The sequence below is a fragment of the Aminobacter sp. P4_D5 genome (genome assembly GCF_056401815.1).
This window is the reverse complement of record NZ_JBFUIP010001162.1, coordinates 1-568: the sequence shown is the minus strand read 5'-3', so window position 1 is coordinate 568 and position 568 is coordinate 1. Positions and strand designations below refer to the sequence as shown.

Here is a 568-nt window from a genome sequence, read left to right as displayed (position 1 = left end):
CTCGCAAGCTGCGCGACGGCGGCCGGATCGTGAACTTCTCCACCAGCGTGGTGGGTCTGAAGCTCGAGACCTACGGCGTCTATGTCGCCACCAAGGCCGCGATCGAGGGCATCACGCCGATCCTGGCCAAGGAGCTGCGCGGCCGGGATATCACGGTGAATGCGGTGGCGCCGGGGCCCGTGGCCACGGAGCTCTTCCTCACCGGCAAGTCGCCCGAGCTCATCGACCGCATGGCGAAGATGAACCCGATGGAGCGCCTCGGCACGCCGGAAGACATCGCGGCGATCGTCTCGATGCTGGTCGGCCCCGACGGCGGCTGGATCAACGGCCAGGTCCTGCGCGCCAACGGCGGCCTCGTCTGAACCCCGAACCTCAGGAGTAAAGGGCCATGGACCAGAAGGTCATCGTCGTTACGGGCGCCTCCAGCGGCTTCGGCGCCCTCTCCGCCCGCGCCCTCGCCGATGCCGGCCACATCGTCTACGCCGGCATGCGCGAGACCCGAGGCCGCAACGCCGCCCGGGTGAAGAGCGCGGCAGACTATGCCGCCGGGCACAAGGTCGAGCTCCGC

At 69.4% G+C, this 568-nt stretch carries 1 protein-coding gene and 1 pseudogene; both read left to right on the top strand.

The window, feature by feature from the left end; all coding sequences use genetic code 11:
* A partial coding sequence (locus tag AC1DWF_RS37265) for an SDR family oxidoreductase (protein ID WP_476843447.1) occupies window positions 1-362 on the top strand: 362 nt, incomplete at its 5' end.
* Between the two features lie 26 nt (window positions 363-388).
* Window positions 389-568 (top strand): annotated as a pseudogene (locus AC1DWF_RS37260) (oxidoreductase); the annotation flags it as partial.